Origin of the sequence: Agrobacterium sp. OT33, from assembly GCF_017313365.1 — a bacterium.
GTDB classification, from domain to species: Bacteria; Pseudomonadota; Alphaproteobacteria; order Rhizobiales; family Rhizobiaceae; genus Agrobacterium; species Agrobacterium rhizogenes_A.
On record NZ_JAFLMZ010000001.1, the window covers coordinates 580,810 to 605,287 of the forward strand.

Annotated in this window: 27 protein-coding genes; 23 read left to right on the forward strand and 4 right to left on the reverse strand. The window is 59.5% G+C overall.

What is annotated here, in order from left to right:
• The first annotated feature begins 75 nt into the window (after positions 1–75).
• The 5 genes from pmtA to JZX88_RS02855 all read left to right on the forward strand — a co-directional run bounded on the left by pmtA (position 76) and on the right by JZX88_RS02855 (position 3,481).
• Positions 76–669: a phospholipid N-methyltransferase PmtA gene (gene pmtA / locus JZX88_RS02835; protein WP_003520115.1), complete on the forward strand. Its 594-nt coding sequence runs from the start codon at positions 76–78 to the stop codon at positions 667–669.
• Between the two features lie 95 nt (positions 670–764).
• Positions 765–1,361, forward strand: a complete 597-nt coding sequence (locus JZX88_RS02840; protein WP_065114675.1) for a histidine phosphatase family protein — start codon at positions 765–767, stop codon at positions 1,359–1,361.
• A 4-nt stretch (positions 1,362–1,365) separates the two neighbouring features.
• Entirely contained in the window at positions 1,366–2,073 is a 708-nt protein-coding gene (gene pyrF, locus JZX88_RS02845) for an orotidine-5'-phosphate decarboxylase (protein ID WP_206912454.1), read from the forward strand.
• A gap of 18 nt (positions 2,074–2,091) precedes the next feature.
• Positions 2,092–2,379, forward strand: coding sequence for a DUF1330 domain-containing protein (locus JZX88_RS02850; RefSeq protein ID WP_065114673.1), 288 nt, complete (start codon positions 2,092–2,094; stop codon positions 2,377–2,379).
• Between the two features lie 121 nt (positions 2,380–2,500).
• The gene (locus JZX88_RS02855) at positions 2,501–3,481 is read left to right on the forward strand and encodes a complex I NDUFA9 subunit family protein (protein WP_110755680.1); all 981 of its coding nucleotides are present in this window, start codon (positions 2,501–2,503) and stop codon (positions 3,479–3,481) included.
• Positions 3,482–4,086: 605 nt separating this feature from the next.
• Here JZX88_RS02855 and JZX88_RS02860 read toward each other — a convergent pair.
• On the reverse strand, positions 4,087–4,893 hold the full coding sequence (locus tag JZX88_RS02860; protein WP_206912455.1) for an undecaprenyl-diphosphate phosphatase: 807 nt from the start codon (positions 4,891–4,893) through the stop codon (positions 4,087–4,089).
• Positions 4,894–5,051: 158 nt separating this feature from the next.
• On the opposite strand from JZX88_RS02860, the gene JZX88_RS02865 reads away from it, so the two are divergent.
• From JZX88_RS02865 to guaA, 13 genes are all read left to right on the forward strand, one after another.
• Positions 5,052–5,744, forward strand: coding sequence for a glutathione S-transferase family protein (locus JZX88_RS02865; RefSeq protein ID WP_065114670.1), 693 nt, complete (start codon positions 5,052–5,054; stop codon positions 5,742–5,744).
• A 79-nt stretch (positions 5,745–5,823) separates the two neighbouring features.
• Positions 5,824–6,975 carry a tRNA epoxyqueuosine(34) reductase QueG gene (queG, locus tag JZX88_RS02870; RefSeq protein ID WP_206912614.1) on the forward strand — a complete coding sequence of 384 codons (1,152 nt, stop codon included), beginning with the start codon at positions 5,824–5,826 and terminating at the stop codon, positions 6,973–6,975.
• Positions 6,976–6,978: 3 nt separating this feature from the next.
• Positions 6,979–7,851 (forward strand): SDR family oxidoreductase, encoded by an 873-nt coding sequence (locus JZX88_RS02875; RefSeq protein WP_174030384.1) that lies wholly within the window; start codon positions 6,979–6,981, stop codon positions 7,849–7,851.
• 427 nt (positions 7,852–8,278) lie between these two features.
• A complete protein-coding gene (locus JZX88_RS02880; protein ID WP_065114667.1) occupies positions 8,279–8,647 on the forward strand; it encodes a septal ring lytic transglycosylase RlpA family protein in 369 nt (122 codons plus the stop codon).
• A 61-nt stretch (positions 8,648–8,708) separates the two neighbouring features.
• On the forward strand, positions 8,709–9,998 hold the full coding sequence (locus JZX88_RS02885) for an RsmB/NOP family class I SAM-dependent RNA methyltransferase (protein WP_174030382.1): 1,290 nt from the start codon (positions 8,709–8,711) through the stop codon (positions 9,996–9,998).
• Positions 9,999–10,153: 155 nt separating this feature from the next.
• Entirely contained in the window at positions 10,154–11,431 is a 1,278-nt protein-coding gene (locus JZX88_RS02890) for an imelysin family protein (RefSeq protein ID WP_206912456.1), read from the forward strand.
• 58 nt (positions 11,432–11,489) lie between these two features.
• Positions 11,490–13,013 (forward strand): di-heme oxidoredictase family protein, encoded by a 1,524-nt coding sequence (locus JZX88_RS02895; RefSeq protein WP_206912457.1) that lies wholly within the window; start codon positions 11,490–11,492, stop codon positions 13,011–13,013.
• On the forward strand, positions 13,013–14,134 hold the full coding sequence (locus tag JZX88_RS02900; RefSeq protein ID WP_206912458.1) for an imelysin family protein: 1,122 nt from the start codon (positions 13,013–13,015) through the stop codon (positions 14,132–14,134). Before JZX88_RS02895 ends, JZX88_RS02900 begins: the two co-directional genes overlap by 1 nt.
• Positions 14,135–14,138: 4 nt before the next feature.
• The gene (locus JZX88_RS02905; protein ID WP_206912459.1) at positions 14,139–15,233 is read left to right on the forward strand and encodes a DUF1513 domain-containing protein; all 1,095 of its coding nucleotides are present in this window, start codon (positions 14,139–14,141) and stop codon (positions 15,231–15,233) included.
• A 51-nt stretch (positions 15,234–15,284) separates the two neighbouring features.
• Positions 15,285–15,737, forward strand: coding sequence for a TspO/MBR family protein (locus JZX88_RS02910; RefSeq protein WP_206912460.1), 453 nt, complete (start codon positions 15,285–15,287; stop codon positions 15,735–15,737).
• An 82-nt stretch (positions 15,738–15,819) separates the two neighbouring features.
• On the forward strand, positions 15,820–16,269 hold the full coding sequence (locus tag JZX88_RS02915; protein WP_065114661.1) for a PaaI family thioesterase: 450 nt from the start codon (positions 15,820–15,822) through the stop codon (positions 16,267–16,269).
• Entirely contained in the window at positions 16,266–16,904 is a 639-nt protein-coding gene (locus JZX88_RS02920) for a 5'-methylthioadenosine/S-adenosylhomocysteine nucleosidase (protein ID WP_110755691.1), read from the forward strand. Before JZX88_RS02915 ends, JZX88_RS02920 begins: the two co-directional genes overlap by 4 nt.
• 83 nt (positions 16,905–16,987) lie before the next feature.
• A complete protein-coding gene (guaA, locus tag JZX88_RS02925; protein WP_206912463.1) occupies positions 16,988–18,565 on the forward strand; it encodes a glutamine-hydrolyzing GMP synthase in 1,578 nt (525 codons plus the stop codon).
• A 73-nt stretch (positions 18,566–18,638) separates the two neighbouring features.
• Here the strand turns inward: guaA and JZX88_RS02930 are convergent, their stop codons facing one another.
• Both JZX88_RS02930 and JZX88_RS02935 read right to left on the reverse strand, forming a co-directional pair.
• Complete coding sequence (locus JZX88_RS02930) at positions 18,639–19,127, reverse strand: hypothetical protein (protein WP_206912465.1); 489 nt, start codon at positions 19,125–19,127, stop codon at positions 18,639–18,641.
• Positions 19,128–19,268: 141 nt separating this feature from the next.
• The gene (locus JZX88_RS02935; RefSeq protein WP_206912466.1) at positions 19,269–19,847 is read right to left on the reverse strand and encodes a TetR/AcrR family transcriptional regulator; all 579 of its coding nucleotides are present in this window, start codon (positions 19,845–19,847) and stop codon (positions 19,269–19,271) included.
• A 356-nt stretch (positions 19,848–20,203) separates the two neighbouring features.
• On the opposite strand from JZX88_RS02935, the gene JZX88_RS02940 reads away from it, so the two are divergent.
• Both JZX88_RS02940 and JZX88_RS02945 read left to right on the forward strand, forming a co-directional pair.
• Positions 20,204–20,905 (forward strand): isoprenylcysteine carboxylmethyltransferase family protein, encoded by a 702-nt coding sequence (locus JZX88_RS02940; protein WP_206912467.1) that lies wholly within the window; start codon positions 20,204–20,206, stop codon positions 20,903–20,905.
• A 90-nt stretch (positions 20,906–20,995) separates the two neighbouring features.
• Positions 20,996–21,712: a 2'-5' RNA ligase family protein gene (locus tag JZX88_RS02945; protein WP_206912468.1), complete on the forward strand. Its 717-nt coding sequence runs from the start codon at positions 20,996–20,998 to the stop codon at positions 21,710–21,712.
• Positions 21,713–21,910: 198 nt separating this feature from the next.
• On the opposite strand, the gene JZX88_RS02950 is transcribed toward JZX88_RS02945, so the two are convergent.
• The gene (locus JZX88_RS02950) at positions 21,911–22,078 is read right to left on the reverse strand and encodes a hypothetical protein (protein WP_003503889.1); all 168 of its coding nucleotides are present in this window, start codon (positions 22,076–22,078) and stop codon (positions 21,911–21,913) included.
• A 234-nt stretch (positions 22,079–22,312) separates the two neighbouring features.
• On the opposite strand from JZX88_RS02950, the gene JZX88_RS02955 reads away from it, so the two are divergent.
• From JZX88_RS02955 to JZX88_RS02965, 3 genes are all read left to right on the forward strand, one after another.
• Complete coding sequence (locus tag JZX88_RS02955) at positions 22,313–22,660, forward strand: ArsC family reductase (RefSeq protein ID WP_206912469.1); 348 nt, start codon at positions 22,313–22,315, stop codon at positions 22,658–22,660.
• 11 nt (positions 22,661–22,671) lie between these two features.
• Positions 22,672–23,148 (forward strand): Cys-tRNA(Pro) deacylase, encoded by a 477-nt coding sequence (ybaK, locus tag JZX88_RS02960; protein WP_206912470.1) that lies wholly within the window; start codon positions 22,672–22,674, stop codon positions 23,146–23,148.
• 87 nt (positions 23,149–23,235) lie between these two features.
• Positions 23,236–24,474, forward strand: coding sequence for an aminopeptidase (locus tag JZX88_RS02965; protein WP_206912471.1), 1,239 nt, complete (start codon positions 23,236–23,238; stop codon positions 24,472–24,474).
• The last annotated feature ends 4 nt before the right edge of the window (positions 24,475–24,478 follow it).

A 24,478-nucleotide genomic window follows, 5' to 3' on the forward strand; every position in this document is an offset into this window, starting at 1 on the left:
CCTTGTTTTTGCGCCAAATGGGATCAACATTGCGTAACCGTTTTTTGACAATGACCAAAAGCATCTGAGGGAACTATGGCACTCAACCTGAAGCAACGCCTTGAACAAAAATTTGAGGAAGAAATCCGCTTTTTCAAGGGCATGGTCAGCCAGCCGAAAAAAGTCGGCGCCATCGTGCCGACATCGTCGATCACGGCGAAAAAAATGGCGAGTGTCATCAACCCCCATTCCGGCCTGCCGGTTCTCGAACTCGGCCCCGGCACCGGCGTCATCACCAAGGCCATTCTGGCACGCGGCATCAAGCCCGAGAACCTGACGGCCATCGAGTATTCGACCGATTTCTACAACCAGCTGCTCAGAAGCTATCCCGGCGTCAACTTCGTCAATGGCGACGCCTTCGACCTCGATGCGACGCTTGGCGAACACAAGGGCCAGATGTTCGACAGTGTCGTTTCCGCCGTGCCGATGCTGAATTTCCCCATGGCCGCCCGTATCAAGCTGCTTGACGAATTGCTGAAGCGCGTGCCGCACGGTCGCCCCGTGGTGCAGATATCCTACGGTCCGATTTCCCCGATCGTCGCGCAGCCGCATCTCTACCATATCCGCCATTTCGATTTCATCGTGCGCAATATTCCGCCGGCGCAATTGTGGACCTATACGCGCGCCTGATCACCCGGCAGAATGGGCGAGACCGTCATTTCACGGTCGCGACGCATGGTTAGGGTGTCGAATTACCCTTTCCATCGCCCTGAGGACCGATTTTCATGCATGCGCTCTACATTACCCATCCCCAGGTCAAGATCGACCCGACTATCCCCGTCCCTGAATGGGGGCTTTCGGACAGGGGTGCCGAACGGGTGCGGGAGGCGAGCCGCCTTCCCTGGGCGCAGGCATTGCGGCGCATCGTTTCCAGCGCCGAAACCAAGGCGGTCGAAACCGCCCGCATCCTTGCCGAAACATCCGGTGCGAAAATAGAGATCATCGAGGCGATGCATGAAAACGACCGGTCCGCCACCGGCTTTCTGCCACCGCCGGAATTTGAAAAGGCCGCAGACTGGTTCTTCGCCCACCCCGAGGAGAGTTTTCACGGCTGGGAGCGCGCAATCGACGCGCAGGCGCGGATCGTCGGGGCCGTCAAAGCCGTTCTCGACCGGCACGACCCACAGCAGCCTATTGCCTTTGTCGGCCATGGTGGCGTGGGCACACTTCTGAAATGCCATATCGAAGGCCGCGGGATCAGCCGCAGCAAGGACCAGCCGCCGGGTGGCGGTAATCTCTTCCGCTTTTCCATCGCCGACTTTTCGCTTGCAGCCGCGTCCCCCACATGCGACTGGACGGCAATGGAAACATGGCAGGGATAAGACAATGACCGCGCGCGAAAAACTCATCGTCGGGCTGGATGTTCCGACTGTGCAGCAGGCCGAAGACATCGTTTCGAAAATCGGCGACGAGGTTCTGTTCTACAAGATCGGCTATCAGCTGGTATTCGTAGGCGGTCTCGAATTCGCGCGTGACCTTGTCCAGAGCGGCAAGAAGGTCTTTCTCGACATGAAGCTGCTCGACATTGACAACACCGTCGCCTCCGGTGTCGAGAACATCGCCCGCATGGGCATGTCGATGCTGACCCTGCATGCCTACCCGAAAGCAATGCGTGCTGCCGTCAAGGCCGCCGAAGGCTCCGGGCTCTGCCTGCTGGGCGTCACCGTGCTGACTTCCATGGACGACAGCGATCTGGCGGAAGCCGGTTACGCCTCGGATGCCCGTTCGCTGGTGCTGCGCCGGGCGGAACAGGCGCGCGAAGCGGGCATGGGTGGCATCGTCTGTTCGGCGGAGGAATCGAAAGCCGTGCGCGAAATCCTCGGCCCCGACCTTGCCGTCGTCACACCCGGCATTCGCCCCGCCGGCGCGGATCTCGGTGATCAGAAGCGGGTGATGACGCCATATGACGCCATCAAGGCCGGTTCGAGCCATCTGGTGGTCGCCCGCCCCATCGTACGGGCGGAAGACCCGAAGGCGGCGGCCCGCGCCATTCTGGACGACATGCTGCGCGCCAGCTTTCCGGCCAATCAGTAAAAACAGGAGGGGGACGAAATGGCAAAGGGATATTGGATTGCCCGCGTCGATGTAAACGACAGTGAGCGCTACAAGGATTATGTCACGACGGCAAAGCCCGCATTCGAGCGTTTCGGCGCCAATTTTCTGGCCCGTGGCGGTGCATTGACCGAGCTGGAAGGCACGGCGCGTGCACGCAATGTTGTCATCGAGTTCCCGTCAGTCCAGCACGCAATCGATTGCTATAATTCCCCCGAATACCAGGCGGCGGCAAGAATCCGTCAGGAAGTCGCCGATGCGGAGATGATAATCGTCGAAGGAATTTGACGACCGTCAACCGCATTTCCCAAACCGGCTTCTGGTCTCGCGACAACGTCTCTTCACGCGCGCGCGGCTTTGGGCTAAGAGACTGAAAAACGCTTTATCGACAGCTTCTGAGGAGCCTCCCATGACCTTGGCCAACCTTCCACCCCTCGTCACCGTTTTCGGCGGTTCGGGTTTTGTCGGGCGGCATGTCGTGAGAATGCTCGCCAAGCGCGGTTACCGCATTCGCGTCGCCGTGCGCCGCCCCGACCTTGCCGGCTTCCTGCAGCCACTCGGCAATGTCGGCCAGATTTCCTTCGCCCAGGCGAACCTGCGTTATCGCGACTCCATCGTCAAAGCCGTGGAAGACGCCGACCATGTGGTCAATTGTGTCGGCATCCTGACCGAAAGCGGCCGCAACACCTTTGACGCCGTGCAGGAGTTCGGCGCAAAAGCCATTGCCGAGGCGGCCCGTAACGCCGGCGCGACGCTGACGCATATCTCCGCCATCGGCGCAGACGCCAATTCGCAGACCGGTTACGGCCGCACCAAGGGCCGCGCCGAAGCCGCCATTCATTCCGTTTTGCCCGGTGCCGTTATCCTGCGTCCGTCGATCATTTTCGGACCGGAAGACGATTTCTTCAACAAATTCGCCAAGATGGCCCGCAGCCTGCCGTTCCTGCCGCTGATCGGCGGCGGAAAAACCAGGTTCCAGCCGGTTTATGTCGAGGATGTCGCCGAAGCTGTCGCCCGCAGCGTCGATGGCAAGCTGAAGCCCGGCTCCATCTATGAACTCGGCGGCCAGGATGTCATGACATTCCGTGACTGTCTTGAGGCAGTTCTTGCCGCGACCTACCGGGAGCGTCCTTTCGTCAACCTGCCCTTCGGCATTGCCTCGACGATCGGCAAGATCGCCTCGCTGGTGCCGCTGATTACGCCGCCGCTGACGGCCGATCAGGTAACCATGCTCAAGAAAGACAACGTCGTTTCCGCCGAGGCGGAGAAGAACGGCCTGACGCTGGAAGGTATCGGCATCACTCCCGTTCGCGTCGCTTCGGTTCTGCCGTCCTACATGGTGCAGTATCGCCCGCACGGCCAGTTCTCCAACGCCGGAAAGGCCGCCTGAAACCTCGCTTCGGGCCTCGTCGTCTTTAACGGAAGCGGGAGCCATTCCCGCTTTTCGTTTTTGCACGATTCAATTGCAACCAAACCGCTATTCGCGCATTTTCCCCTCAACTGAACGGGAGGTGCAGCATCAACCAAGGCAGCGTTGGAAAGCCGGGTAAAAGTTAACGGGCATCTGGCCGCAGCACGCAAGCGTGGCACAAGCGCAACTGTGGAAAAGACTTCGCATTAACCCGGTATTCAGCAAGCTCCTTTATTGATATTGGCCACATTCCAAACATATCCCGGACCCTCAATTCACACACGGCGGCATGATCCGCACGAACGAACGTCTGAAAGGCAATCATAAAATGGGCAGATCTATCGCACTCTTTTTTGCGTGTGCGGCTTTGGTGGTTCTGGCGGGTTCTTTCATGGCACCGGGAACGGTTGCAGCAGGCAAGAGCGGTTGCGCTCCCGCCTATGGCGTTGATCCCTGCGCAACGGCTTCGATCAGCACCAACTGATCGGCTTTACAGCCTTCAAATAAAAAGCGCCTGCGGGTTTCCCGAGGCGCTTTTTTCTTTTCGTCCACTGTCAAAACGGATGGTTACTTCCGGGTCCCGTTCAACCGAAGACCAGAAGCGCAATCAGGCCAAGCGAACCGATGACGATGCGCCACCATGCGAAGGGCGCAAAACCGCGCCGCGAAACGAAGTCCAGCAGGGAGCGCACGACGAAGAGGCCGGAGACGAAAGCGGCGATGAAACCCACGGCAATCAGCGCACCATCATCGAAACTGAGGGCATCGCGGTTCTTGTAGAGATCCAGCGTGAAAGCGCCGAGCATGGTCGGCATCGCCAGGAAAAACGAGAACTCGGCGGCGGAGCGCTTGTCCGTGCCCATCAGCAGCGAACCGACGATGGTGGCGCCCGAGCGCGAGGTGCCAGGAATCATCGCAAGGCACTGGAAGAGGCCGATCTTGAAGGCGAGCGACGGCGGATAGTCCATGATGTCGGTATATTTCGGCTTCAGCGGCATGCGGTCGACCGCGAGCAATATGACGCCGCCAATAATCAGCACCACACAAATGAGCATCGGCGTTTCGAACAGCACCGTCTTGATGAAATCATGCGCCAGTGCGCCGATAACCGCCGCCGGCAGGAAGGCGAGCGCGACGGCCAGCACGAAGCGGCGCGCCCTGGCGCTGTTTGGCAGGGCGAGCGCGATCGATACAAGCTTTTGAAAATAAACAAGAAAGATTGCGAGGATCGCACCGAGCTGAATGAGGACGGCAAAGGTGTTGCCGGGCGATTTGAAGCCGAGGAAGTGCCCGGCCAGCAGCACATGCGCTGTTGAGGAAACGGGGATGAACTCCGTCAGACCCTCGATAATGCCCAGCAGAAGCGCGCTGATGATCGATTGGTCACCCATGAGGTATCCTTCTTTTCAGGGGGAAGCGGCAATGGAAAGCAATTGCGTTAAACTTGTTTTAAAGTAGCCAAGCTCTTATAGCGTCTTGATGAAGCGAAACTGAAAAAGTTTTCCGGCAAATGCCGATCATGGCAACCAATCGTAAAAATTGAGTACCTATGCCCACTCTCTACCATTCTCCGATGTCGACCGCATCCCGGTTCGTTCGTCTGATCCTCGCAGAATACGGGTTCCAGACCGATCTCGTGGAAGAGCAGCCGTGGGAAAGACGACGGGAGTTTCTGGCGCTCAATCCGGCCGGCACCCTGCCGGTCTATCTGGATGACAATATGCGCTCCCTGAGCGGACCTTACGTGCTTGCGGAGTTTCTTGACGAAACGCATGGGGTTTTAAAGCGCGACAGGCGGCTTCTGGCGGAAGACCCGTTTCAGCGGGCGGAAATCCGCCGTCTGACGGAATGGTTTCTGCAGAAGATGGAAAATGACGTGACCCGGCCGCTGGTGCGGGAGCGGGTTTACAAATTGCAGATGACAACAGCGCAGGGTGGCGGGCCGCCGGATTCCAAGCTGCTGCGCACTGCCCGCAACAATATCCGCCAGCACATCAAATATCTGGAATGGCTGGCGGGTTCGCGCACATGGCTGGCCGGTGACCGGCTGAGCTATGCCGACCTTGCCGCCGCTTCGGCTGTTTCGGTGTTGGACTACCTCGGTGAGATCAACTGGCTTGAAGCACCGATCGTCAAGGAATGGTATCAGCGGGTGAAATCCCGCCCCTCCTTCCGGCCCTTCCTGAGCGAGCGCATTCCGCGCCTCGCCCCCTCCTCCCACTACGCCGATCTGGATTTTTAAGCCCCCATCTCCCGGTTGTTTGCTGCAGCCTGCGGCTGCGCCTATATATGTCGCAGAATAATCCTCGGGAGAAACGACCATCGACGTCGCCACCGACAAGCAGCGGATACGCGCGCGCAAGCTGACGGATTTCGTCCGCCAGGAAGCGCTTTCGCTTGGCTTCGATCTTTGCCGCATCACCGCACCGGACAGTATTCCGCTGGCGCCGGAGCGGCTGAGACTGTTTCTCGACAGCGGTTACCACGGCACAATGGCGTGGATGGAGGAAACGGAAGCCCGCCGGGCGGAGCCGAAAACGCTGTGGGGCGATGTGCGCTCCATCGTCATGTTCGGCCTCAATTATGGCCCGGAGGAAGACCCGCGCGCCCTGCTTTCCAAACCGGACAAGGCGGCCATTTCGGTCTATGCCCGCAATCGCGATTATCACGACATTATCAAGGGGCGGCTGAAGGAAATCGCCACCCGTTTTGCGGCACGTGCCGGCGAGGACGTGAAGGTCTTTGTCGATACCGCACCGGTGATGGAAAAGCCGCTCGCCGCCGCCGCAGGGCTTGGCTGGCAGGGCAAGCATACCAATCTCGTCAGCCGCACACATGGCTCCTGGCTGTTTCTCGGCAGCATGTTCACCACCGCCGAGCTCTGTCTCGATGAGGCGGAGAAGGACCATTGCGGCTCCTGCCGCGCCTGTCTCGATGCCTGTCCCACCGCGGCTTTTCCCGCGCCCTATCAGCTGGATGCGCGCCGCTGCATCTCCTATCTCACCATCGAACACAAGGGACCGATCCCGCACGAATTCCGGCCGATGATCGGCAACCGCATCTATGGCTGCGATGATTGCCTTGCCGCCTGTCCCTGGAACAAATTCGCGGCCAGCGCCTCCGAGATGAAGTTGCAGGCGCGTGAGGATTTGAAGGAGCCCGCCATCGCCTTCCTGCTGACGCTGGACGACACCGCCTTTCGCAGCTTCTTCAGCGGCTCGCCCGTCAAACGCATCGGCCGCAATCGTTTTGTCCGCAACGTGCTGATCGCGGCGGGCAACTCCGCAGACCGCCAATTTATGGAACAATGCAAGACGCTTGCCGAAACCGACCCTTCGCCGGAAGTGCGTGGCATGGCGGCATGGGCTTTGTCACGGCTTATGGACAGGGAAGAATTCCGTACATACTCTGCCGGCCGCGCCCCGGAACATGATCCGGAGGTGGAAATGGAATGGCAACAGGCAGTGGCGTGAAACATGCAGGTGATGATTTTTGGCGCGGGATATTCGGGTAAAGCCATCGCCAACGCGCTGAAAACCGAGGCTGGTACTATTTCCGGTACAACGCGCAGTGAAGACAAGTTCCCGGACCTCACTGCCGCAGGCATGGCACCGTTCCTTTTCGACGGCGTACATCTCAATGACGATCTCATCGCAGCGATGGGCAATGTCACACATCTCGTCCAGTCCATCGCGCCCGGCAGGCAAGGCGATCCGTTGCTGGCGCTGCTGGGCGACGATCCGAAACGCTTCCTGCCGAAGCTGGAATGGATGGCTTATCTCTCCACCGTCGGCGTTTATGGCGACCATAACGGCGCGTGGGTGGATGAAAAAAGCCCCTGCCGTCCGGTCTCCGCCCGTTCCGTGGAGCGGGTCGCCGCTGAAACTGCCTGGTCCGCCATTGCCGAAAAAGCAAATGTGCCGCTTTCCATCCTGCGCCTGTCGGGAATTTATGGCCCTGGACGCAACGCCTTCATGAATTTCGAGAAGGGAACGGCACGGCGGCTGGTGAAGAAGGACCAGGTCTTCAATCGCATCCGCGTCGAGGATATCGGTGCCGCACTTGCTTTTCTGGCACGGAAGAATGAACGCGGCATCTTCAACGTGACCGATGACCAACCCTGCCCGCCGCAGGATGTGGTGAGCTTCGCCGCCACGCTGATGGACGTGGAACCGCCGCCCGAACAGGCATTCGAAACCGCCGACCTGACGCCGATGGCACGCTCCTTCTACGGTGAGAACAAGCGCGTTTCCAATGCCAGGATACGCGGCCTCGGTTTCGATTTCCGTTTTCCGGAGTACAGATCCTCCCTGAAACACCTGTGGGAAACCGGCCTCTGGCGAGGCTGAAAACCAACCAGCCGAAAGCGATGAAAAATCCTTCCAAAGCCGTTTTCGAGGATGGTTTTCGTCGCATTTCGGTCAATTAGGATTTTATTAACCAAACAAAATTGGCTAAAATCGTAGTGATTAGAAAAATATTTCACTCACATTTCGTGAAGTGGATTCACGAAGCCGTGACTTGCAACAACATTCCGATTGCGCGTTGATTCTGCGGTATTTTTTCCATTTCCGCAGCGGGGCGCCACAAGGACGTCTTTCCGGCTAATAATCACGAATATTACAGACTGTAACAGTTCGTGATTTGAGCTCAGCTTTTTTTCGCCATTTTTCCCTCGCCCTACAATCTCGCATCAAAAGGCGTTCAGACCAGTCAATGGTCGTTTAGCAAGGGCACAATCAATCGGCGCGGGGCCGATTTTCAGGGAAGCACAGTTTGTTGAATATCCGTCGTATAACTTTCACCGCTGCAACTATAGCCGCCTGTTCCATCATTGCGCCTCTTCAGGCGAATGCGGCAAATGGTTGCGGAGGCGCATCGTGGTATGCGTTGACCTCCAAGACTGCTTCGGGCGAGCGTATGAACGCCGCCAACCTGACCGCCGCTCACCGCTCACTGCGGTTCGGCACCAAGGTCAAGGTCACCAATGCGCGCAACGGCAAGGCCGTGATTGTCCGCATCAACGACCGCGGTCCGTTCATCAAGGGCCGCGTTCTCGATCTTTCCAAGGCTGCCGCCAAAAACATCGGCATGATCAATTCCGGCACCGCCAAGGTTTGCTACGAGGTCGTCAAGGCCGATTGAGCCTTGCCCTCGCCGCCATTCGCGTCTACCTACCGGGCTTATCAGCAAAATGAGGTAGACAATGCGTTTGGGCGGGCGTTTGGCCGGAGCAATCGAAGTATTGGCGGATATTGAGGGACGCAGGCGTCCCGTCGCCGATGCTCTGAAGGATTGGGGCCTTGCCCATCGTTTTGCGGGCTCCGGCGACAGGGCCGCAATCGGCAACATCGTCTATGACGCGTTGCGCATGAAACTGTCGCACGCCTGGCTGATGGATGATGACAGCGCCGCCTCGCTTGGTTATGCCGTGCTGCTGCGGCAATGGGGCAAAAGCTTTTCGGAACTGGCGGCGGAATTCGATGGCGACAAGTTCGCTCCCGCCGCACCTGATGCGGAAAGGCAGCAGGCCTTTCTCTCCCGTTCCCTCGGTGATGCACCGGCCCATATTCAGGGCGATATTCCCGAATGGGTGCAGGCTTCCTTCGAAGCGGCATTCGGAGAGCGTTGGCTCGCCGAGGCACAGGCGCTGAACGAGCGGCCAACCCTCGACCTGCGCGCCAACACGCTGAAGGCAACCCGCGAAAAGGTCTTGAAGGCGCTTGAGGAAAGCGGCGCGGAAGCCACCCGGATCGCCCGGCAGGGTGTGCGTATCCCCGCCGGTGAAGGCCCTTCCCGCCTGCCGAATGTGACCGCCGAACTCTCCTTCCAGAAGGGCTGGTTCGAGGTACAGGACGAGGGTTCGCAGATCGTTGCCGATCTCGCCGGCGCGCATGAGGGCGAGCAGATCCTCGATTATTGCGCCGGTGGCGGCGGCAAGACGCTGGCCATGGCCGCCAGCATGAACAACAAGGGTCAGGTCCACGCCTTCGATGCCGACCGCAAGCGTCTCGCGCCGATCATCGAGCGGCTGAAGCGGGCCGGTACGCGCAATGTGCAGGTTCATGACCGCGCAGCGGGCCTTACGCCATTTCAGGAAAAATTCGACCGCGTTCTGGTCGACGCGCCCTGCACCGGCACCGGAACATGGCGGCGGCGCCCCGACACCAAATGGCGGCTGACGGCACGCAATCTGGAAGAGCGCGTGCAGCAGCAGGGCGAAGCGCTTTCACAGGCCAAAGGTTTCGTGCGCCCAGGCGGCGAACTGCTTTATGTCACCTGTTCCGTTCTGCCTGAGGAGAACGAACAGCAGGTCAGGCGTTTTTGCGAGGACAATCCGGAATTCTCCATCGGTTCCGCCCTCGAACGCTGGCAGACGATTTTCGGCGCAAATGCGAACAAACCGCATTCCTCTGACGGAAAGACAGTGACGCTGACGCCTGCAACCACAGATACGGACGGTTTCTTCTTCTGCTTGATGAAACGCAAAGCATAAAAGCCGTTTTGCACGCAGCGATTTTACTTGCGAAACACCGCACGGGCTTGTTTCAAAACATTCTAAACTAGAATGTTTGACACAAGTTTGTGATTGGGTCAGAACTCGCTGGCCGCAGCGTGAAGTCTTTTCATGCCTGCCCAAGGAGAGGGATCATGATCCGCAAAACCATTCTCAGCGCGTCTTTCGCGTTTCTTGCCGCATCGGCGGCTTTCACCGCGCTTCCCGCACAGGCCGCGACCGACGCGGCTGCCGTCGTCAAGCATTACGCCGATGTCGCGCATGCAAAATACGAGGATTCGCTGACCACGGCGAAGGCGCTGGACAAGGCGATCGATGCGTTGATCGCAACGCCGAGCGAAGAGACTCTGAAGGCCGCCCGCGAGGCCTGGATCAAGGCGCGTGTTCCCTATCAGCAATCGGAAGTCTACCGTTTCGGCAACCCGATCGTTGACGATTGGGAGGGCAAGGTGAACGCCTGGCCTCTGGATGAGGGCCTGATTGACTACGTCGACGCCTCCTATGGCACGGAAAGCGACGAGAACGAACTTTATGTCGCAAACATCATCGCCAATCCGAAGATCAAGATCAGTGGTGAAGAGGTCGACGCCTCCAAGATCACCCCTGAACTGATCGAGAGCCTGCACGAGGCGGGCGATGTCGAAGCCAATGTGACCACCGGTTACCACGCCATCGAATTCCTGCTCTGGGGCCAGGATCTGAACGGCACCGGACCGGGCGCGGGCAACCGTCCCTATACCGACTACGACAAGGCAAAATGCACCAACGGCAATTGCGACCGTCGCGCCGATTACCTGAAATCCGCCTCCACCCTGCTGATCAAGGATCTCCAGGAGATGGTGGATGCCTGGGCGCCGGAAGGTGAAGCCACGAAGACGGTGGAAGCCGATCCGAAAGCGGGCCTCACCGCCATTCTCACCGGCATGGGTTCGCTTTCCTATGGTGAGCTGGCGGGCGAGCGCATGAAGCTCGGCCTTCTGCTGCACGATCCGGAAGAGGAGCATGATTGCTTCTCCGACAACACCTATAATTCGCATCTGAACGACGCCATCGGCATCGCTTCGGCCTATACCGGCGAATATACCCGCGTGGACGGCACGAAGATGACCGGCGCCTCGCTGGCGGAACTGGTCGGCGCCAAGGACAAGGCGCTGAACGACGAAATGACGGCGAAGCTGAACAAGACGCTCGACGCCATGCATGCGATGGAAAAACGCGCCCAGACCGTTGAAGCCTATGACCAGATGATCGGCGAAGGCAACAAGGAAGGCAATGCCGTGGTTCAGGCGGCCATCGACGGCCTCATCGACCAAACGAAGACCGTTGAACGCGTCATCGCCGCACTCGATCTCGGCAAGATCGATCTCGAGGGCTCTGACAGCCTCGATAACCCGAACGCCGTCTTCAAATAAGCGGCAAGACGGGCCGCAATGCACTGCGGCCCGTTTCTCCCATGCGCTCCTGATTTCCATGGAATTGTCACTGCTGCCGATCCGCAAGCCGTTTTTCTTCGCCGGGGCAGCCTGTCTTCTGGCATCGGCAACGCTTGCCGCGCCGTTGCGTGATGATCTGACGGAGAAAGACCGCAGCCGTGTTGAGGCCGTGACCGCGCCGACGACGGATTTTACGAAACCGGAGCCCTTCGAGGCCATGTCCGGTGGCGCGACAACCAGCACCAACAAACCCGACAGCGGCGCATTTTCGCATCCTTCCGCCACCATGCCTTTCGAGCGGAAGCAGGATTTCAAGCTCGGCAATGCGCTGTTCCAGAAGCTCTGGGTCTCCTCTCCTTCCTCCACCCAGGCATCGGACGGGCTGGGGCCGCTTTATAATGCCCGGTCCTGCCAGACCTGCCATGTGAAGGACGGCAGGGGCCGCCCGCCTCTTGCCGGGGAAGACGCCGTCTCGCTGTTTCTGCGGCTGGCGCGACCGGCCCGAAACGAAGCGGAACGGGCCGCGATTGCGCGCCATGAGGTATTGAATTTCCCAGACGAGGCCTATGGCCGGCAATTGCAGAATCTTGCCATCCCCGGCCTTGCCGCCGAGGGCACACCGGTCATCACCTACACTGAAACGCCGGTGCGCCTCTCCGATGGAGAGGTAGTGATGCTGCGCAAGCCTACCTATGCCGTCGCGGACCTCAATTATGGCCCACTCGGTGCCGATACGACACTCTCGGCGCGGATCGCCATGCCCACCCTCGGGCTTGGCCTGATCGAGGCGATCAGCGAGGCCGATATTCTGGCCAAAGCCGACCCTGATGACAAAAATGATGATGGTATTGCCGGGCGTCCGGCATGGGTCAGGGATCATCGCACCGGCGAGGTGAAACTCGGACGGTTCGGCTGGAAAGCCCAGAATGCAAGCGTGCGCGATCAGAGCGCCAGCGCCTTCTCCCACGATATCGGCATCTCCACACCGGATGCACCGAACGCCTATGGCGATTGCACCGATGCCCAGAAGGACTGTCTTGCCATGCCGACCGGCGTGCAGGCGCGGCTGGGGCCGGTGGAAGCCCCTGACCCGGTTCTCGATCTCGTGACTTTCTACACCGAAAACCTCGCCGTGCCGCAGCGGCGCAATGCCGGTGATGCGACCGTTCTGCGGGGCAAGCAGCTGTTTTACACCTCCGGCTGCACGGCCTGCCACACGCCGAAATTCGTCACCCGCCGCGATGCCAGCGACCCAATGCACTCCTTCCAGCTGATCTGGCCCTATTCGGATTTCCTCTTGCATGACATGGGAGAGGCGCTTGCCGATGGCCAGCAGGTGGGTGAGGCGAATGGGCGGCAGTGGCGCACCCAGCCGCTCTGGGGCATCGGCCTGACGCAGAGCATCAATGGCAACGGTTTTTACCTGCATGACGGCCGGGCGCGCAGCCTGACCGAAGCGATATTGTGGCACGGTGGTGAAGGGCAAAAAGCGCGCGATGCCTTTGCCGCCTTGCAAAAATCCGACCGGCAGGCTTTGCTGGCTTTTCTGGAGTCCCTTTGATGAAAAATGCCATGCGAAAAATATCCGGCCTCGTTTCCGTGCTGTTGCTTTTGACCAATCAGCCGGCGATGGCACAGGATGTGGAACTGATGCCGCCGCCGCCGCTCGACCCCGCACAGGTGCGCAGCGTTATGGAAAAGGCGGTGAACGGCTTCATTCGCCCCGGTTATGACCACTTCCGGCAATCCGCAGACAGGCTGGAAGGCAGCATGAAGGCCTTCTGCGCCGCGCCCTCCAAAACAACGGATGAGGCGGCTAAAGCGGCCTTTGCCGATACCGTGGCGAACTGGTCGACCATCGAGATCGTGCGGGTCGGTCCTGTCATCGAGCAGAACCGTTTCGAAAGGGTGCTTTATTACCCCGACAAAAAGGGCCTCGGTCTGAAACAGGTGCAGCGTTACCTCGCGGAAAAGGATGAAAGCGTCACCAGCGCCGACGGCCTGAAGGGCAAGAGCGTCGCGGCGCAGGGGCTTGGCGCGCTGGAATTCGTGCTTTACGGCACTGGCGCGGAGGAATTGCTCGAGAAGAAGGGCGATTTCCGCTGCCGCTTCGGCGCAGCCATCGCCGGCAATATCGCCAATGTGGCGGCCGAGCTTTCCGACAGCTGGAACGCCCCTGACGGCGCGCAGAAAAACTGGACCCAGCCGGGGCCGGACAATCCCGTCTTTCGCGACGAGCGCGAGGCGCTCGTTGCCCTGCTCGGCATTCTCGTGCACGGCTCCGAGGCGATCCGTGACCAGCGGATCGAAACCTTCTACAAGGGGCCGGACAAGGCGCGGTTTCCCCGCACCGCCATTTACTGGCGCTCCGGCCTGACGTGGAAAAGCATCTCGGCAAACATCAAGGCCGTTCAGACCCTGCTGCACACCGCCGATATGGTCGAACTCGTGCCGCCCGACCAGCGCTCCATCGTCAATTCCATCGACTTCATCGCCAAATCGATGATCCGCATTTCCGGAACGATCGATACGAATGTCGAAAAGGCACTGGATAAGGATGATCAGCGCGCCAAGGTGGATTATCTGCTCCTCAACGGCAAAGACCTGATCTATCGCCTCAATGACCAATATGGCGGCGCCATCGGCCTCAGCTCCGGCTTTTCCTTCGCCGACGGGGACTGAGCCGATGATATCAGGCGCCAAGCGGATGCTGATAGATCGCCGCAGCTTCATCAGGGCAGCGGGTATTCCCTTTCTTGCCGCGCTGGCTCCCCGTTCACTTTATGCGCTGGAACGGGCAGACGCGGTCTTTGCTTCCGCCTTCCGCGCCCGTGACGGCTCCTATGGCATTGCGACGGTGAGCGAACGCGGCGAGATCATCGACCGCGTTGCGCTTCCCGCCCGCGCCCATGGAATGGCGACGAGCCACGCGACTGGCATGACGGTGGCCTTCGCGCGCCGGCCCGGCACCTTCTTCATGGCCTTCGATCCCGCGCGGCATCGCGAACCGATCGTGATGCACACGCCGGAGAACCGCCATTTTTATGGCCATGGGCAATTTTCCCCTGATGGGGCGATCCTCTATGCCAGCGAAAACGACTTCGACGGCAATCGCGGTGTTATCGGGTTGTACGACGCCAAAAACGGATTTACCCGCATCGGTGAATATGACGCGCACGGCATCGGTACGCATGACATGACGGTGAGCGATGACGGGCGGCTGATCGTGATCGCCAATGGCGGCATCGAAACCCATCCGGATTTCGGCCGCACCAAACTCAACATCGACAGCATGCAGCCGTCTCTCGTGCTTCTGGACGCCGCAACCGGCCAGCTGATCCAGAAACATACGATGCCGGACGGGCTGCGGCAGCTTTCCACCCGCCATGTCGACCTTGGCGATGACGGCCGCATCTGGTTCGCCTGCCAGTATGAGGGGCCGCGCAACGATCTGCCGCCGCTGGTCGGCCATTTCGGCAAGGGCGAGGATGTGGCTTTCGTCGATCTGCCGGAGGAAACGACGGTGCGCCTTGCCAACTATGTTGGAGCCATCGCCGTCAATCGGCGCGAGGGACTGGTGGGCCTGACCTCGCCCAATGGCAATGCCGCCGTGACACTGGATGCGAAAACCGGGCGGGTGGTTTCAGAGGTAAGCGTGCGCGAAGCAGCGGGCGTTGCCCCCGCCGCCAAGGGCATTGCGGTTTCTTCCTATGACGGATTTTTCGAGGCGCTGCGCAGCGACGTGGCATGGGACCAGCATATCGTGCGTATCTCCAGCTAAAATACTGAAAAGGCACGGGAACAAAAGTCCGGCACGCGCATTTGTTGCGTCATGAAAAACCTGACCATGTATATTGTTTTTGTGGTTGTCGTCGTTGCAATCGGGGCGCTGATCGGCGTCAACAATGTGCCGGGTGAATGGTATCAGTCGCTGCAGAAACCATTCTTCAATCCGCCCAACTGGATCTTCGGCCCGGTCTGGACCACGCTTTACGTGCTGATCGGTATCGCCGGCGCACGCACATGGATCAGCAAGCGGATGGGAACGCGCATGCGCCTCTGGTTTACCCAGATGGTGCTGAATTTCCTGTGGTCGCCGATCTTTTTCGGCATGCAGAGCCCGGCGGGCGCCCTGATCATCATCATTCCGATGCTGGTGTGCATTTTGGCGTTCATAGCCCTTACCTATCGCCGTGACCGCATATCCATGTGGCTTTTCGTGCCCTATGCGTTGTGGGTTGCCTTTGCCACGGTGCTCAATGCAAGCATCGGCATCCTGAACTAATTTCTCCCTGCCCGGCCCTTGCCTTGCCTGCCGGCACGCGCCATGTCAGTTTGCGATGGGACTTAAAGCAGGCAGGTAGGCCATGGAGATCACGGATCCCGGCGATTTTCGTCAGCGGATAGAAAGAAGCTTTGCGCGACAGGGCGTGGTGCAGGCCATCGATGCAGAGATCAGCCGTATCGAACATCGGCTGGTGGAAATCGAACTCCCTTTCCATGAAAAGCTGACGCAGCAGCATGGCATATTGCATGCCGGCGTCATCGCCGCCGGTCTGGATACGGCCTGTACCTATGCCGCCTATACGATCATCGAACCGGAAGCTTCGCTTTTGACCATCGAGTTCAAGGTCAATCTCATGTCGCCCGGCCGCGGTGAGCGGTTCCTGTTTCGCGGCGAGATCATCAAGCCCGGCAACAACCTGATCGTCGCCGATGGCCGCGCCTATGCGCTGGCTGACGGGCCGGCAAAACTGATCGCCTCCATGACGGGTACGATGATGGTGGTGAAGGGTCGCGAGGATATTACCGGATGAGCTACCGGCTTTTGCATGTTGCGGATAAATCCGTTCTTTTCGTCATGGCGGCCTCGGCCGAATATGGTCCTCACCTGCAGGCAAGAATTGCCCCCCTCATGATCGGCGTCGGCCCGGTTGAGGCGGCGATTTCGGTGACGGCGGTTCTTGCCGGTCTCGATGCGGCGGATCATCTGCCTGATCTCGTCGTTTCGCTCGGCTCAGCCGGCTCGCGCACACTGGAACAGACCGGCATCTATCAGGCGATTTCGGTGTCCTATCGCGACATGGACGCCTCGCCCTTCGGCTTTGAAAAGGGGCGCACGCCGTTTCTCGACCTGCCGGCCGAAGTGGCCTTGCCCTTCCGCATACCCGATATTGCCGAGGCGCGACTTTCCACCGGCGGCAACGTGGTTTCCGGCGCTGCCTATGGCTCGATCGATGCCGATATGGTGGAAATGGAGACCTTTGCCGTTTTGAGGGCCTGCCAGCGCTTCGGTGTGCCGCTCATCGGCCTGCGCGGTATTTCCGATGGCAAGGCGGATGTGAACCACGTGGACGACTGGACGGAGTATCTGCATATCATCGACGAAAAGCTGGCAGATGCCATCGACCGGCTTTGCCGCGCCATTGAGGAGGGCGTGATCGCCCTTTGAAACCTTGCGATTTTCGCAAATTTCCGCTGTTCGATGCCCGCTTGCGGGTTGCCTAAAGCCGCCATTTTCTTTAAAGGCTCGCCATGACCCAGATAGCCCATCCCGACAGCATTCTCATCATCGATTTCGGCAGCCAGGTGACGCAGCTCATTGCGCGCCGCATCCGCGAAGCCGGGGTCTATTGCGAAATCCATCCGTTCCAGAATGCCGCAGAGGCGTTTGAGAAGCTGCAGCCCAAGGGCGTGATCTTCTCCGGCGGCCCCGCATCCGTGACAGCGGAAGGCAGCCCGCGCGCACCGCAGGCGGTGTTCGACAGCAAGGTTCCGATCCTCGGCATCTGCTACGGCCAGCAAACGCTCTGCACGCAGCTCGGCGGCGTGGTCGAGGGCGGCCATGCGGCGGAATTCGGCCGGGCCGATATCGACATCAAGAAGGCAAGCCCGCTGTTCGACGGTTTCTGGGAACAGGGCAAGAGCTATCCGGTCTGGATGAGCCACGGCGACCGCGTGACGAAGCTGCCGGAAGGTTTCGAGGTCATAGCGACCTCCGAGAACGCACCTTTCGCCATCGCAGCCGACGAGGCGCGCCACTATTACACCACCATGTTCCACCCGGAAGTGGTGCACACGCCTGACGGCGGCAAGCTGCTGTCCAACTTCGTGCACAAGATCGTCGGGCTGAAATCCGACTGGACGATGGCCGCCTATCGCGCCGAGATGATCCGCAAGATCCGCGATCAGGTCGGCACCGGCCGCGTGCTCTGCGCACTCTCCGGCGGCGTCGATTCCTCGGTTGCGGCGATCCTCATCCATGAGGCGATCGGCGACCAGCTGACCTGCGTTTACGTCGACCATGGCCTGATGCGGCTTGGCGAAAGCGAGCAGGTCGTCGGCATGTTCCGCGACCACTATAATATTCCGCTTGTTCACGTTGACGCCGCCGATCTGTTCCTCGGCGAACTCTCTGGCGTTTCCGATCCGGAAGCAAAGCGCAAGACCATCGGTCGTCTGTTCATCGAAGTCTTCGAGGCCGAAGCGGCCAAGATTGCCGCCGATGGCAAAGGCGCACCGAAGTTCCTGGCGCAGGGCACGCTTTACCCTGACGTCATCGAAAGCGTTTCCTTCTCCGGCGGCCCTTCGGTCACCATCAAGAGCCACCACAATGTCGGCGGTCTTCCCGAGCGCATGAACATGCAGCTCGTCGAGCCGCTGCGTGAGCTTTTCAAGGATGAGGTCCGTGTGCTTGGCCGCGAACTCGGCCTGCCGGAAAGCTTCATCGGCCGCCACCCCTTCCCCGGCCCGGGTCTCGCGATCCGCTGCCCCGGCGCGATCACCCGCGAGAAGCTCGATATTCTGCGCAAGGCGGATGCGATCTATCTCGACGAAATCCGCAAGGCCGGTCTCTATGACACCATCTGGCAGGCTTTCGCCGTGCTTCTGCCGGTGCAGACCGTCGGCGTCATGGGCGACTACCGCACTTATGACTTCGTCTGCGCGCTGCGCGCGGTGACGTCGGTGGATGGCATGACGGCGGATTTCTATCCCTACGACATGAACTTCCTTGGCCGCGCGGCAACCCGCATCATCAATGAAGTGCGCGGTATCAACCGTGTCGTCTACGACGTAACCAGCAAGCCGCCGGGCACGATCGAGTGGGAATAAAGGCTGGATCGACACAGTCCGTTGCCATGACAACGGCACTGTGTCGGACGCCGCTTAAGCGATGACGCCGCGACTAGTTCGCGGCGTTTCTGTTTTGCCGCGCGAGGTAGATCATCTGGGCAGCCAAGCCGACCACGAGGATCGCCAGCAATCCCGCCTGAACGCCGAGAAGCAGCGGCGATTTCAAATCGGTGACAAAGGGATGACCATCCGGAACACGGCGCAGGGTCTCGGTGGCCGTCGGCACCATCAGGAGAAACGCGCTGACACTGAGACAGATGGTTTCAACATATCTGGCGATGCGCGTTGAGCCGAGAATGCGCTCAATTCCGTAACCTGCAAACAGGAACAGGATGGTCAGCGCGCCAATGGCGTAGCTGACCGGCTGATGCGCCACTAGGAAGGCCGTTGCAGCGCCAATCAGCATGGAAACAAAATAGATTACACCCGGCGTGGATCGGGGAACGATTCGACCGTAACGGACAAACATGTAGGCGGCCACGGGAATGGCGGGCAGGCTGCCGAGTGTGTGGACCCAGCCAAGCGGAGAAATTCCGAACATGAGAGATTGCCTTTCTCTTCCACAAGGACGGGCGGCCCGGGAAGCGGACTGTTGAAGACTGATCTGGAAGCGTAGTGCTGTCCGTTTACTGGATCGGGATGTCGCTCACGTCATCATTCACCTCCCCGGCGACGTTCCACCTCAAGCGGTGATGCGCTCCAGCATGGGCCGGGTTATCGCGCCAAAGGTTGCGGTATCGCCGTGCGCGCGGGCTGAAAGCATTGCGCCGTGCACGGTGGCCATGAACATTTCAGCGTTGGCTCGCGCTGTTCCGGTCAGCACGAGGCGCCCTTGGGCAGCCCCGCGTTCCAGCACGGCGGTGAGCCAGTCCGAGAGGCTTTGAAAATGCGCACGCACTTCAAGGACAACAGATTCGGGAAGGACCGGTATTTCAGCGGCGAGCAGAGCGCAGACGCAGAAAGGATGGGTCGCCTCGGCGATACAACCCTCCCAATAACCGATATAGGCGCGAAGCTGTTCAAGCGGATCGGAGATGTTTCGCTCCAGCTCGGCGATACCGGCTTCAGCCTCCTGCCTGTATTGCTCGACCAGTTTGCGGACCAGATCCGATTTGCTGGGGAAATGGTGGTGAATGCTCGCATTGCGAATGCCGACAACGCTGGAAATATCCGCGTAGCTGAAACTGTTATAGCCGCCCCTGATAATCAGGGTGCGCGCGCAACGAAGAATATCATCAGCCTTGGTCTGTGGATTTTTCATACTCATTACCTACCAACTAGTAGGTAGATTGTCAACCTGCCGCGCCTGGCGGTTATCTCTGCTGCCCAAAAGCGGTATCGAAACAACGTCGGCGATGCGGTGCGGATGCGGTTTGGTGATCGCTGGGGGCCAATAACAAGGTCGCAGAGCAGCCGCCGCCATCCAATTTTTGCGGATATTCGCACCGTCATCGCGGCCAAGCGGCGCTCGCATATTTGACTTTTCGGCCTTTTTCGACAGAATTTCATCTGTCTCTCACGGAGTTCTGATCCCCGGTTCCACTTTGGACGGGTACAATGCAGCCCGACAGACGCGGATTTGGTCCGCCTGCCGGAAACATTGAGAAGAGCACATCGATGGCTTCCGATGCTGATCCGCAACCCATGTCGCGCACCGTCGCAATCCTCTACAGCTTCGGCCTGCCGCTTGGCCTGATCGCACTCGTCTTCCTGCCGGCGGGCCGCATGGACTGGCTTCCCGGATGGATATTCATTGCAGTTCTCGTCGCAGCCTTCAGCCTTTCCGCGCTGGTGCTGGCTCGTTTAAACCCGGTCATCTTTCGCGCCCGCAGCCGGTTTCAGCCCGGCACCAAAAGATGGGACCTGATCCTCGTCACCGCAATCCTGCTGGCTTTTGCCGCTGAAATTCCGGTTGCGACATTTGATGCCGCCCGGATGGAATGGTCCATCATGCCGCCCTGGGTCATCGCGGTCGGTTATATCCTGCTTGTCGGCGGCATCGCCGTCACGGCCTGGGCTCAGGCGGTCAATCCGTTTTTCGAGCCGGGTGTCCGTATCCAGACCGAGCGCGAACAACACGTGATCACCTCGGGACCGTATGGCATCGTGCGCCATCCCGGTTACACAGCAGCGATCGCCATGTTTACCGGCATACCGCTCGCATTGGCCTCCTGGGTGGCCCTGTTTCCCGCTGTCCTGGCCATCGCGCTGCTGATCCTGCGCACCGGTCTGGAAGACCGGCTGCTTCAGGCGGAATTGCCCGGTTACGCCGATTACGCGCGAGAAAGACGCTATTGGCTGTTCCCCGGCGTATGGTAAAAGCGAGCAGTTTATGTTCTTCTTTTGTTCTTTTATTTTTTACTGGCGGTGATAATATCGCGACCTTGGCAAAGGCCGTGGAGCATCGTCGTGGGTTTCGAGTTGGCGGATGAAGGAGCTTTAAAGCAGCTTTTCCTTGAGGGGCTGGGGCCGCACAGAATACGCCGATCCAGTCCGCGCTTCAGCAGCAAGATTCTGATCGTGCTGAAACCGCCAGCAGCGCTTGCGGAGAGAATCTTTGCCGATGCGTCGCACCATGCGCAAGGACGGACGAAGCGCGCGGCCTATCCGCCGGAGCTTCTGCACATCACCCTGCTCTGTATCGGATGTTTTGAAACAGTGCCACATGCCCTGACAGGCAGGCTGAAGGCAGCACTTGGGGAAATCAAGGCGCGACCCGTTCCGGTCACGTTCGATGGAACATCGCTTTTCGGCAACCGCAACAGTCTGGTGCTGCGAAGCAGCCGTGCCATGCCGGAGATAAACGCCCTGTCGAAGATATTTCAGCGGACGCTCCGGCGGGCAAACCTTCCCTGCGTCGCGGCACCGTCGCTTACGCCACATCTCACCATGATTTATGGCTGCGGCAAAATCGAACCGATGCCGACAGGAAAACCATATAGCTGGCTGGCTGGCAGTTTCGAACTCATCTTCAGCCATAATGGTGAGACGCGACACGAGTCTCTGGGGCGCTTCGCGCTTTCAGCGAAGGCGGACCGCTACGAGCAGCCCGAGAGTCAGCTGTATTTGCCGGGAAAAGTGATCGGTCCGTCGAAGCGACCGAAACAAAGGGCAACAGCGCAATAACCTGCGCCCTTGATGGCATGGCATTCCGTGCCGAAACTATTCCGCATCCGCCGCTAAAGAGCGATGCGGGAACCTTTCCGTGTGAACAGGGGACGCTTTCGCGCCATCCATACATCCACCGCGCCCGTCGAAAACCGATGCGGATTTCAATCCCGGGCGCAAGCGAGGCGATCTCGCCTCGCTACAAACGATACCAGCTTAGAGCTGTACCTTGTCGAAAGCCTTACCGTCGATGCCGAGGGCTTCGAGATCGGCGCGGGCGGGCTTGCGATGTGCGCGAACAGCGGCCGAAACCGAGAGCGCTGCACCGAGAACGGCGAAAGTTTCACCGAAGAAGTTACGCGATGTCTTTGCAACCTGACGCATTTTTCTCTCCATCTTTGATGCCCAGATAATGGGCATTTCCGCCCTGTTCTACAACTCATGATGTAGCAGGGAAGCCATGCAGCTTTGCTCGCGCTCGTTTGGATATCAGCTCATGCGATTTTGCATGGCTCAGGCTCCGCACCTCTCAAACGGCGCAGAGCACTTCAGCGGGCGGGTTGAATAAGGCGGATATTTTGTTATGCCGGAGAGCTTGAAGACAAAGAGGCTGGCAGCATGACGATCACCATTTACGGCATCAAGAACTGCGACACGATGAAGAAGGCCAAAAGCTGGCTGGACACCAATGGCGTCGATTATTCTTTCCATGACTACAAGACCGCCGGCATCGACCGCGCCCATCTGGAAACATGGTGCGATGCCGCAGGCTGGGAAACGGTTCTCAACCGGGCCGGCACCACCTTCAAGAAACTCGACGATGGCCAGAAGGCCGATCTTACCCGTGAGAAAGCCATCGGATTGATGCTGGAGCAGCCCTCCATGATCAAGCGCCCCGTGCTGGAGGCGAAGGGCAAGATAACCGTCGGTTTCAAACCGGAAACCTACCAGACGCTTTTTGCCTGAACGCAGCCGCCATGTCCAAAACGACCCGCGCCACACAAATGCTGACCAAGGCCGGCATTGCCTTCACCACCATTACCTACGACTACGACCCTAATGCCGACCGCATCGGCCTGCAGGCGGCCGAGGCGATTGGGGAACCGCCGCATCTGGTGCTGAAAACGCTGATGGCGGAACTGGACGGCAAACCGGTCTGCGTCGTTGTCCCTTCCGACCGTGAGGTGAGCATGAAGAAGCTTGCCGCCGCCTTCGGAGGCAAATCCGCCAGCATGATGAAGCCTGCCGATGCGGAGCGGGCCACCGGTTACCATGTCGGCGGCATCAGCCCTTTCGGGCAGAAAAAGCAGGTGCCGACGGCCATCGAGGCCGGGTCCATGGCGCATGACCATGTCTACATGAATGGCGGGCAGCGTGGCCTGCAGGTGAGGCTTTCACCCCGCGATGCCCAGACGGCGCTGAAGGCCACCGTCGCGTCGCTGATCGCTGATTGAGCGCCCCGGACGGCCCTGAAAGCATTTGGCTTTCGAAAAGAATGGGCTATGGTCGGCGGCTCCGATTGAAATAGACGAAGGCAGATCATGACCGTTTCCCCCATCGATCCCGTCAAACTCGAAAAACTGGCCGAAGTCGCCGTCAAGGTCGGCCTGCAATTGCAGAAGGATCAGGATTTGGTGATCACTGCACCGCTGGCGGCGCTGCCGCTGGTGCGGCTTTTGACCAAACACGCTTATATGGCCGGCGGCGGCTTGGTCACCACCTTCTATTCCGACGAGGAAACCACGCTTTCCCGCTACCGCCACGCCAGCGACGCGAATTTCGACCGGGCTTCCGACTGGCTTTATGAAGGCATGGCGAAGGCCTATGCCAACGGCGCGGCGCGGTTGGCGATTGCCGGCGATAACCCCATGTTGCTGGCCGAGCAGGACCCGGCCAAGGTAGCGCGGGCCAACAAGGCCAATTCCACCGCCTACAAGCCGGCGCTGGAGAAGATTTCCAATTTCGACATCAACTGGAACATCATTTCCTATCCGAACCCGTCCTGGGCTAAGCAGGTCTTCCCCGGTGTCTCCGAGGACGAAGCGGTCCGCAAGCTCGCGGACGCCATCTTCGCCGCCTCGCGGGTGGACCTGGCCGACCCGGTGGCGGCCTGGGCAGAGCATAACGCCAATCTCGCTAAGCGCTCGGCATGGCTGAATGGCGAGCGCTTCGCATCGCTGCACTTCACCGGCCCCGGCACGGATGTAAGGATCGGGCTGGCGGATGGCCATGAATGGCATGGCGGCGCTTCCACCGCCAAGAACGGCGTAACCTGCAACCCGAATATTCCGACCGAAGAAGTATTCACCACGCCGCATGCGCTGCGCGTGGATGGTTACGTTTCCAGCACCAAGCCGCTGTCGCATCAGGGAACGCTGATCGATGATATCCGGGTGAAATTCGAAGGTGGCCGGATCGTCGAAGCCAAGGCTTCGAAGGGCGAGGCGGTGCTGAACAAGGTGCTCGACACCGATGAAGGCGCGCGGCGTCTCGGCGAAGTGGCGCTGGTGCCGCATTCCTCGCCGATCTCGGCAAGCGGTATCCTGTTCTACAACACGCTGTTTGACGAAAACGCCTCGTGCCACATCGCGCTTGGCCAATGCTATTCGAAATGTTTCCTCGACGGTGCTTCGCTGTCGCAGGATCAGATCAAGGCGCAGGGCGGCAATTCCAGCCTCATCCATATCGACTGGATGATCGGTTCCGACAAGGTGGATATTGATGGCGTGAAGCCGGATGGCTCCACGGTTCCGGTCATGCGCAAGGGCGAATGGGCCTGAGGGC

Bases quoted from the DNA above. Each gene is read 5' to 3' on its own strand.
- JZX88_RS02915 (WP_065114661.1), top strand. From the start codon at position 15,820: ATGGAGATCACGGATCCCGGCGATTTTCGTCAGCGGATAGAAAGAAGC.
- JZX88_RS02840 (WP_065114675.1), top strand. From the start codon at position 765: ATGCATGCGCTCTACATTACCCATCCCCAGGTCAAGATCGACCCGACT.
- ybaK (WP_206912470.1), top strand. From the start codon at position 22,672: ATGTCCAAAACGACCCGCGCCACACAAATGCTGACCAAGGCCGGCATT.
- JZX88_RS02860 (WP_206912455.1), bottom strand. From the start codon at position 4,893: ATGGGTGACCAATCGATCATCAGCGCGCTTCTGCTGGGCATTATCGAG.
- JZX88_RS02890 (WP_206912456.1), top strand. From the start codon at position 10,154: ATGATCCGCAAAACCATTCTCAGCGCGTCTTTCGCGTTTCTTGCCGCA.
- JZX88_RS02900 (WP_206912458.1), top strand. From the start codon at position 13,013: ATGAAAAATGCCATGCGAAAAATATCCGGCCTCGTTTCCGTGCTGTTG.
- JZX88_RS02940 (WP_206912467.1), top strand. From the start codon at position 20,204: ATGGCTTCCGATGCTGATCCGCAACCCATGTCGCGCACCGTCGCAATC.
- JZX88_RS02885 (WP_174030382.1), top strand. From the start codon at position 8,709: ATGCGTTTGGGCGGGCGTTTGGCCGGAGCAATCGAAGTATTGGCGGAT.
- JZX88_RS02895 (WP_206912457.1), top strand. From the start codon at position 11,490: ATGGAATTGTCACTGCTGCCGATCCGCAAGCCGTTTTTCTTCGCCGGG.
- pmtA (WP_003520115.1), top strand. From the start codon at position 76: ATGGCACTCAACCTGAAGCAACGCCTTGAACAAAAATTTGAGGAAGAA.
- guaA (WP_206912463.1), top strand. From the start codon at position 16,988: ATGACCCAGATAGCCCATCCCGACAGCATTCTCATCATCGATTTCGGC.
- JZX88_RS02875 (WP_174030384.1), top strand. From the start codon at position 6,979: ATGCAGGTGATGATTTTTGGCGCGGGATATTCGGGTAAAGCCATCGCC.
- JZX88_RS02965 (WP_206912471.1), top strand. From the start codon at position 23,236: ATGACCGTTTCCCCCATCGATCCCGTCAAACTCGAAAAACTGGCCGAA.
- JZX88_RS02950 (WP_003503889.1), bottom strand. From the start codon at position 22,078: ATGCGTCAGGTTGCAAAGACATCGCGTAACTTCTTCGGTGAAACTTTC.
- JZX88_RS02850 (WP_065114673.1), top strand. From the start codon at position 2,092: ATGGCAAAGGGATATTGGATTGCCCGCGTCGATGTAAACGACAGTGAG.
- JZX88_RS02930 (WP_206912465.1), bottom strand. From the start codon at position 19,127: ATGTTCGGAATTTCTCCGCTTGGCTGGGTCCACACACTCGGCAGCCTG.
- JZX88_RS02910 (WP_206912460.1), top strand. From the start codon at position 15,285: ATGAAAAACCTGACCATGTATATTGTTTTTGTGGTTGTCGTCGTTGCA.
- JZX88_RS02865 (WP_065114670.1), top strand. From the start codon at position 5,052: ATGCCCACTCTCTACCATTCTCCGATGTCGACCGCATCCCGGTTCGTT.
- JZX88_RS02855 (WP_110755680.1), top strand. From the start codon at position 2,501: ATGACCTTGGCCAACCTTCCACCCCTCGTCACCGTTTTCGGCGGTTCG.
- JZX88_RS02955 (WP_206912469.1), top strand. From the start codon at position 22,313: ATGACGATCACCATTTACGGCATCAAGAACTGCGACACGATGAAGAAG.
- JZX88_RS02905 (WP_206912459.1), top strand. From the start codon at position 14,139: ATGATATCAGGCGCCAAGCGGATGCTGATAGATCGCCGCAGCTTCATC.
- JZX88_RS02920 (WP_110755691.1), top strand. From the start codon at position 16,266: ATGAGCTACCGGCTTTTGCATGTTGCGGATAAATCCGTTCTTTTCGTC.
- JZX88_RS02935 (WP_206912466.1), bottom strand. From the start codon at position 19,847: ATGAAAAATCCACAGACCAAGGCTGATGATATTCTTCGTTGCGCGCGC.
- pyrF (WP_206912454.1), top strand. From the start codon at position 1,366: ATGACCGCGCGCGAAAAACTCATCGTCGGGCTGGATGTTCCGACTGTG.